Source organism: Lentzea roselyniae (genome assembly GCF_039537795.1).
Taxonomy (GTDB): domain Bacteria; phylum Actinomycetota; class Actinomycetes; order Mycobacteriales; family Pseudonocardiaceae; genus Lentzea; species Lentzea atacamensis.
Map to the genome: position 1 here is coordinate 1 of NZ_BAABBE010000085.1, position 7,895 is coordinate 7,895.

At 63.5% G+C, this 7,895-nt stretch carries 5 protein-coding genes; all 5 read right to left on the reverse strand.

The features are described 5' to 3' along the window. A partial coding sequence (otsB, locus tag ABFX45_RS45490) for a trehalose-phosphatase (RefSeq protein WP_428834306.1) occupies positions 1-1,494 on the reverse strand: 1,494 nt, incomplete at its 3' end. A 575-nt stretch (positions 1,495-2,069) separates the two neighbouring features. Beyond that, positions 2,070-2,489: an SsgA family sporulation/cell division regulator gene (locus ABFX45_RS45495; RefSeq protein ID WP_346137314.1), complete on the reverse strand. Its 420-nt coding sequence runs from the start codon at positions 2,487-2,489 to the stop codon at positions 2,070-2,072. 277 nt (positions 2,490-2,766) lie between these two features. Continuing rightward, entirely contained in the window at positions 2,767-3,129 is a 363-nt protein-coding gene (locus ABFX45_RS46800) for a transposase (RefSeq protein ID WP_428834307.1), read from the reverse strand. Positions 3,130-3,548: 419 nt separating this feature from the next. Beyond that, positions 3,549-4,217: a response regulator gene (locus tag ABFX45_RS45505; protein WP_109638775.1), complete on the reverse strand. Its 669-nt coding sequence runs from the start codon at positions 4,215-4,217 to the stop codon at positions 3,549-3,551. A gap of 13 nt (positions 4,218-4,230) precedes the next feature. After that, entirely contained in the window at positions 4,231-6,756 is a 2,526-nt protein-coding gene (locus ABFX45_RS45510) for an ATP-binding protein (protein ID WP_346137316.1), read from the reverse strand. Positions 6,757-7,895 lie beyond the last annotated feature (1,139 nt).

Sequence of the window (7,895 nt, forward strand, 5' to 3'; positions counted from 1 at the left end):
ATAGTCCCAGTTGCGGACACCACCCAGCTCCTCCGGCAACGACGTGGTCGCCGCCGCCATGATCGAACCGGACGGGACGTGCACGAGGCCCTTCAGCGTCAGCGCCGAGCGCAGCACCAGATCCTGCTCGAGTCTCGGCACGGTCAACATGGACGCCCAGTCAGACCAATAGGTCGCGGCACGGACATGTCGCGACGGTTCATCCAGAGCGGCCACACCCAGGTCGTCGGTTCCACAGCGGAGCTCGAGCAGAACCGGAACGCCCTCACGAGGTGTAACAATCGCACGGGCCGTCTCATGCACGCCGTCGGAGGTGATCTCCCAGTCGACGCCCGGCGAACGCAGCACCATCGGGTCGGACGTGCCGACCACGCGCAGGCCGTCGCGCTCGCGCAGCAGCCGCACCGGCACCTGGCCGAACTCCGGTCGCGGCGCGAACGTGATCACCGCGTTCGTGGAGCCGGAGATCCGCCGCACGAGGTCCGTGCGGTGCAACGCCAGGTCGTGCTCCAAGTAGTCCGTCACGAGCAACCGAGACCACCGGGTCTCCACGATCATCGTGCCCGGCAGGTAGCGCTGGCCCAGCGGCAGCGAACCGTGCTCAGGCTTGATCGAGAAGTGACCGGCGGCCGGACCACCGAGCAGGTCGGCGAAGATCGCCGCCGAGTCCGGCTCGGGGTGGCACAACCAGTTGACCTTGGCGTCCGGCGTCACCAAGGCGACTGAACGCTCGTTTGCAAGCATCGTCAGACGCTCGATCGGCACGGCTTGGTCACCGTGCAGCCACGCCCGGCGCTCCTCCAGGAGGAATGCGAGGACCATGGCCACGTCGGCCGGGTCGTTCACGTAGTAGCCGGCCAGCGACTCACCGGCACCCACGCGGATGCCGACGTCCGGACCGGACAGGCGCGCGAACGCCTTCTCGTCCGTCACGTCGTCGCCCAGGAAGATCGCCGCGGTGGCGCCCACCTGGTGCCGCAGGATGTCCAGTGCCCGACCCTTGTTCGTCTCGACGACCGAGAACTCGATCACGGCCTTGCCCTCGGAGATGTACAGGCCCGCCCAGGTGCACAAATCAGACCGAAGATCAGCGATCAACGACTGCGCGACCACGGGGTTGCAGCGACGGTAGTGCAGCGCAACGCTGGCCGGCTTCACCTCCAGGAGCAGACCGGGCGTCGTGCCGAACAGCATCTCAAGCCGAACCCGCACGCGGCCGAGGAGAACCCGCTCGCGTTCCGACAACTCGCGCACGAAGTCGATGTCGAACTCGGAGCCGTGCGAGCCGACCAGATGAACCTCGCCCGGCAGCCGGGACAGTGTGGCGAGGTCACGCAGCGCACGACCGGAGATCACGGCTGAGGTGGTCTCGTTCAGGCCCGCCAGACCACGCAGCGCGGCGACTGACTCCGGTAGCGCCAACGCACGCGCCGGGTCGTCGACGATGGGCGCCAGCGTGCCGTCGTAGTCGCACGCCACCAGCAGATGCGGCACACGAGCGAGCCTCGTCAGCGCCAGCCTCAGAGCAGCCGGAAGTCTCCGATCGGCATCCGAGGTGCGATCCGAAACGGTCGTTGCAGCGGTCACAGGGACTCCCTCCACAGTGGAGTCTGCCTGCGGCCCCTCCACTGGCCTTCGTTCGTACCCCTGGATGCTCTCGCAAAAAATCAGGCGAACGAGCGGGCTAAACAAATCGTGCTACCCACTTAATCAAGTCTTACGCAAAAACAGGACCTCGCGCGGAACATCTACCCTTTTTCTCGCCAAGAATGGTGCTCTCCGGGCAATCCGGCCCGGCACACGCAATCGGCTTCTGAGCTCATCCGAACTGCGCCACTGACGTTTAATCCCGAACGTAGATCGCCTCAGCAGGGGATTCCGCGATCACTGCCGATGTGTGGTGTCCGGATGGTGGCTCAACGATGACTGGTCGCGGTCACGGGAGTTCGGCACCAGCGACATGCGTTGCCGCCAGTCTTCATCTCACCGTCGATGCCAGGTTTGGGAGCTTTCAAGACCCGGTTAATCTTTGATGTGCAACTGACCTCAGACCGAGCGCGGTTCACAGGTCATCCGGTTTCGACGAGGCGATGCAGTTCCTGGTCGAAGTTGAACCACAGCGACTCGTCACCGGGCGCCACCACGCGGTGAGTCTCCGCCAGGAACTCGGCGACGTCTGACACCGGCGTGCTCAGCACCGCATGACCATGGTCACTCCTAAGCTCGAGATGGATCACGTCTGCGTCCAGCGGCGCGGGGCGCACCGACACGTCGCCGCAGCCCGTCGCAACGAAGAGGCCGTCGAACAACAGCTCGCGCGCAAATGACCAGGTGACGACCGAACCGTCTGCGGGTGAGGTGAACGTGGCGGTCACCTCGTAGGGAGAGGCCGTGCTGTAACGAAGCACCGCGCCGACAGAAGCTCCGGGGTGCGAGGTGGCCGAGAACGAGAGGTGGCGGGTGATCTCTTCGTCTTCGTTGCCATGCATGGCGAACCTTCTGTCTTCAGCCGTGTTGTTGTCTCTTCTAGTAGACGCCTCTTCAGTCGGGAATTTGAGAGGCAGATGACTGGCTTTCACTGCGTCATCTGAACTACTACGTTCGGGCGAGCCGCATCTGCGGCACGAGGAGAACGCTTTGTCAAAGCTTTGTTCCGCCTGGCAGAACGTTCTTCGACGAGGTGCTGCACTGTTGCCCCGGTCGTCGTTTCGGCGACGCGTGAAAACTGGATCTGGCACGGTTTCCGTGAACTGCCAGGTTGCGGTGTCAGTCGGCGAGCAGGATGCGCTTGCGGAGAAGATCGAGGTTGGCTCGTCCGTACATCTGGCGTTTGAGCATCTTGATGCGGTTGACGTGTCCCTCGACGGGACCGGAGTTCCAGTGCAGTGTCAGTCCCGCGGTGACGGCGTCCTGGTCGCGTCGCAGGCCGATCACGAACGAGCGCAACGCGGGCAGGGTGTCGGCGTCCACCGCGGCCATCCACTCCTCGAGACGATCGCCGCGCAAGGTGCACATCATCGCGGCGAACGAGCGCACGTGTCCTGCCAGCGCAGTCAGTTCTGGGCTTCGGCCCAGGATCTGGTCCAGCTGCCGCTGGTCGTCGTCGGCCATGTTCTCGGGCTTGGTCATGATCCAGCCCACGACCCGGCGGACCTTCGGCGCGGTGGGCGCGGGCTCGGGAACCTGTGCGCTGACACGGAAGGGCCGCAGGTAGTCACGCAGCACCTGATACTGACCGCGAAAGCCCTGGGCTTTGATCTCCTCGAACAGCAGCGTCGCGGTGGTGCAGCCCGCGTTCCACCGTTGATGCAGATAAGGCTTGAACTCGTCGAGCAGACTCGGCCGGCGGCCGGTGCCGTCGTTGGCCAGCAACTCTTCCACCGTGCCGGCGCGCACGAACCGGCGCACCGTTCCTCTGGCCAGGCCAAGTTCGGCCCCAATGCCGCGGATATATCAACACACAGCATGATCAACTACGAAGGGTCACACGGAAACCGTGCCAGATCCTAAATTCGCGCGCCGTTGACACGTCGGGCCAGCATGGCGCCTCACCGCCCCGAGAAGCTGGGCCCCTGCACGATTCCCTCGCGGACAGCCCACAGAGCGGCCTGTGTTCGAGATGACAGGCCAAGTTTCATGAGCACATTGCTGACATGCGTGCGAGCGGTGCGCTCGCTTATGACCAACGCGTTCGCGATGTCGCGGTTGGAGTGTCCATCGGCGAGCAAGATCAGAACTTCTCGTTCGCGCGCGGTCAGCACAGCGGATGTGGCCTGGGGCGCTACCAGGTTGCGAGTGAGCATGCGCGCGACAGCTGGGTCGAGGTGGACCTGTCCGAGCTTGGCAGCGCGTACCGCGGCGCCTACCTGGTCGGCCTCCGCGTCCTTGAGCATGTACCCAGATGCGCCCGCTTCTAACGCCAAATGGACTCTTTCGGCCTCGCTGAAGGAAGTCAGTGCGACAACCTCGACGTCAGGGTAGAGCTGTTTGATGGCCCTCGTGGCGCCGATGCCGTCCAACCTGGGCATGAGGAGATCCATCAGCACGACATCGGGAAGATCGCCCCGTTCCGCCCGAAGAGAGAGCTTCTCCAACGCCACTTGACCATCTTCAGCTTCATCGACCACCTCGATGTCATTGAGCATGCCCAAGAAGGCGTGCATGCCACGACGTACCACTGCGTGATCGTCGACAAGAAAAACGCGGATCGGATTCACGGGACTACTACTCCTACCTGGCCGCGTCGCTGCGGACCATCAGTCGGACCGAGGTCGATCCGGTCGGACAGCTGTCGATCTGCAGTCTTCCGCCGATCTTCTCCACCCGTTCACGCATGCCGGTCAGGCCCATACCGCCGCCCGAGGACGTAGCCGAAGGATCGAAACCGGTTCCGTCATCAGCCACTTCGATAACGATGTTGTCGTCGATCTCTTCGCACGTGATCTCGATGCGTGAGGGGTGGGCGTGTTTGATCGCGTTGTGCACGGCCTCCTGGATCACGCGGAACAGTTCTGCCTCGTTGTGCTGCTCGAGCGGTAGCCGGTAGTCGGGAGCCTCGATCGTGATCGTGACGCCCTCGCGCGAGGCGATCGCCGCTGACTGCTTGCGGATGGCTTCGGTCAGCCCGTCCTCCCGCAAGGCATCCGGTCGCAGCTGGAACAGCGAAGCGCGTACCTCCGTCAGCGCATCCTGTGTCAGCGACCGGAGCTCGCTGATGCCGCGTGCCACCGGGCCGCTGGGATCGCCGCCCTGCTTCTTCCAAGCCAGTTCCACCGCGCGTGTGTGCAGGGTCATCGAGAACAAGGACTGGGAGACGGAGTCGTGCAGGTCGCGTGCCAGCCTGTGCCGCTCCTCCAGTGCTGCTACCTGAGTGGCCTCGTCGAGCATCTCCATCACCTCCTCAGCGCCGAGCTGTTCCTCTCCGGCCACGGCGTTCAACATCATCCGTGCCGATGCGGTGCCCACCGCACCGGCCAGCACGGTTTCCACTTGGTGCACCAGCTCCGGTGATGCGTCCCTTGTGGACGAAGTGTTGACGCCTTCGAACGCCTTCTCCGCCGCCCGATTGCCCATTGACCGCAGGAGCACGTCATGCAGCGTCTTGATCGGCACCCTGCTTCGCCACAATCGGGGCTTGCGTGGATCAGCCAGTGCGTCGACGAACATCACAGCCTGTGCTTGGTCACGCGGGTTCTGCCTGCCCAGCAGCGACACTGCGACGAACGCACCGATGTTGACCAGCATGCTCCAGAACATGCCGTGGCTGATGTTGTCCATGCCTTCGATGCCCAGCAAGTGTTCGGGCCGTAGCATCGCCACGCCGAACGGCCCTTGGTCCAGGAAGTCTCTCGACAGCCAGCCGGTCGCGGCGAAGTTGGGCAGCAGCAACGTGTACACCCACACGGCGAAGCCTCCGAGAAGGCCGACGAGTACACCGGAGCGCGTGCCGCCCTTCCAGAAGAGACCGCCGATGATCGCCGGCGCAAACTGCGCGACCGCCGCGAACGAGATCAGGCCCATTGACACCAGAGCCGTGCTCTCCCCCGCGAGCCGGAAGTACGCGTACCCCAGCAACATCACCGCGACGATCGACACCCTTCTGGACAGGAGGATCAACCGGGCGAGATCGCCTCGGTACGTGCGGCGAAGCAAGATCGGCACCACGATCGAGTTCGACACCATGGTGGACAACGCGACGGTCTCAACGATGATCATGCCTGTCGCTGCGCTCAACCCACCCACGAACACCAGCAGTGTCAACACTTCGAACCCGGCGGCCATGGGAACGGTCAGCACGAAGGTGTCCGCGTCACCGGCCGTGCCGAAACGCAGCAGGCCTGCCGCCGCGATCGGTAGCACGAACACGCTGATCGCCAGCATGTACAGAGGCGTCATCCACATCGCATGCTTGATGTGCTTCTCGTCGACGTTCTCGACCACCCCGACCTGCCACTGCCTGGGTAGCAACAAAATCGCGAACATCGACAGCACGTTCAGCCACACCCACGACCCGGTGCTGCTGCCCAACGTGAACAGCGTCTGGTGCCCAGCTGCTTGCGCCTGGCTGAACAGGTCGCCCAGCCCGCCATACAGCCCCCACGTGATGGCCACGCCGGCGGCGACGATGGCAACCAGCTTGACCACGGACTCGAACGCGATCGCGATGACCATTCCCTCGTGCCGTTCCGTGGCGTCGAGATGCCTGGTGCCGAACACGATTGTGAACCCCGCCAACAGCAGCGCAACGTACAGTGCGGTGTCCTGCAGGAGCGGTACTTGGTCCAGTTCCGAGTGCGGTATGACCGACGGAGCGTGGCGAAGGATCTCAAACGTGTTCGACACCGCCTTGAGCTGAAGGGCGATGTACGGCACGACACCGATCACCGCGATGATCGTGACGATCCCACCCAACTGCACGCTCTTGCCGTAACGGGCGGACACGAAGTCTGCGAGCGAGGTGATGCGGTGGCGGCGACTGATGCGAATGATCCGCCGCAGCACCAGCCAGCCCAAGGTGAGCATGATCGTAGGACCGAGGTAAATGGGCAGAAAACCCAAACCAGTCGACACTGCTCGCCCGACGCTGCCGTAGTAGGTCCACGAAGTCGCGTAGACGGCGAGCGATAGCGCGTAGATGGTGCCGCGGCCGACGATGCTGCGGCCGGTCCCCGCTCGGCGATCACCGTAGTAGGCGATCGCGAACAGGATGGCAAGGTACACGGCGGATGAACCGATGACGACCCAAGTCTGCAGCATCGCACGTCATCCGAAGAATCGAACGAGCAAGCCGGCCAACGTGATGACGCACAGCCATCCCGCGAACAAGTACAAGATGAATGCGGGTATATCCCCGACTGTCTCGTTCTGATCAACCAGGTTGAGCAGGGGAGGCAGGAAGAGCGCACTTCCGAAGACAGCGCCGACCACGGTCAACCCGGTGAATTCCCGGTCATCGCTTTTGCCACGCCGCATATGCAACCGCCAACCCTGTGAGACCGAACCCGGAACGGTCTGTACAGCGAGCCTAGGTGTGCGGCTGATGCTGGAAAAAACGATGTTCCGCCGTGCGGAACGCGATGAGGTCCACACGATCAACGCGGAACGTGAGAACACCCAGCGCCGACAGGCGGGCGCACCTCCTCAGCGTCACTCACGCCACCCTGCACAGCTGAAAGGGGCGCCGGAATCGTTGTCCGCCACCGCCGAGGACCCCGGTGGCTTCGAGGTCACAGGTCCTCGGCGGAGTACGAGTCAGATCTCTGGGGCGAACACACCAATTCAAACAACCGGCCCTTGATTCACATCATCGAACCCAGAGCTCGATCCTACTGCCAGCATTCCGCCTCACACAGTTGCAGTCCACAGCACTGGTGGTGCGAACGACCCCCGACCCCGAGACTCGCGGCGACGACAAGACCTGCGGTGATCCTGCGAATCATGACGAACTCCAATTTTGCGTTTTGCAGTAGCCGGAGAAATAGGCAATCTACGACCAGTGTTGAGAGCATCTGCTATGACAGCAGCCAGAAGATGAAGCGACCACGCAAGGAGTCTTGCCCCTTCTTTCATCGCCGGATGTCCAGCCGCACTGCTGCACTTTACGTCCTTCCATCCATTTGGACTCCCCGGCGGGGCGGATCGAGTCGACTCGCTCGGGCCTGATGGCTCTGCCCACCGGCCCGTGCCTACACGTGGGTGGCTGGGAATGTGTCTGTGGAGACGCGAGAATCGACTGCTGCGGCGACGGCCTGCGCGTAACCGGCACCTCGGACCCGATGGTGCTGCGCTCGGCGCTGACGCTGAAGGGCCTCGTGCACGTCCCGTCCGGTTCGATCATGGCGGCGGCGACCACGTCGTTGCCGGAGGAGCTGGGTGGTGTCCGCAACTGGGACTAC

Bases quoted from the DNA above. Each gene is read 5' to 3' on its own strand.
- ABFX45_RS45495 (WP_346137314.1), bottom strand. From the start codon at position 2,489: ATGCATGGCAACGAAGACGAAGAGATCACCCGCCACCTCTCGTTCTCG.
- ABFX45_RS46800 (WP_428834307.1), bottom strand. From the start codon at position 3,129: ATGACCAAGCCCGAGAACATGGCCGACGACGACCAGCGGCAGCTGGAC.
- ABFX45_RS45510 (WP_346137316.1), bottom strand. From the start codon at position 6,756: ATGCTGCAGACTTGGGTCGTCATCGGTTCATCCGCCGTGTACCTTGCC.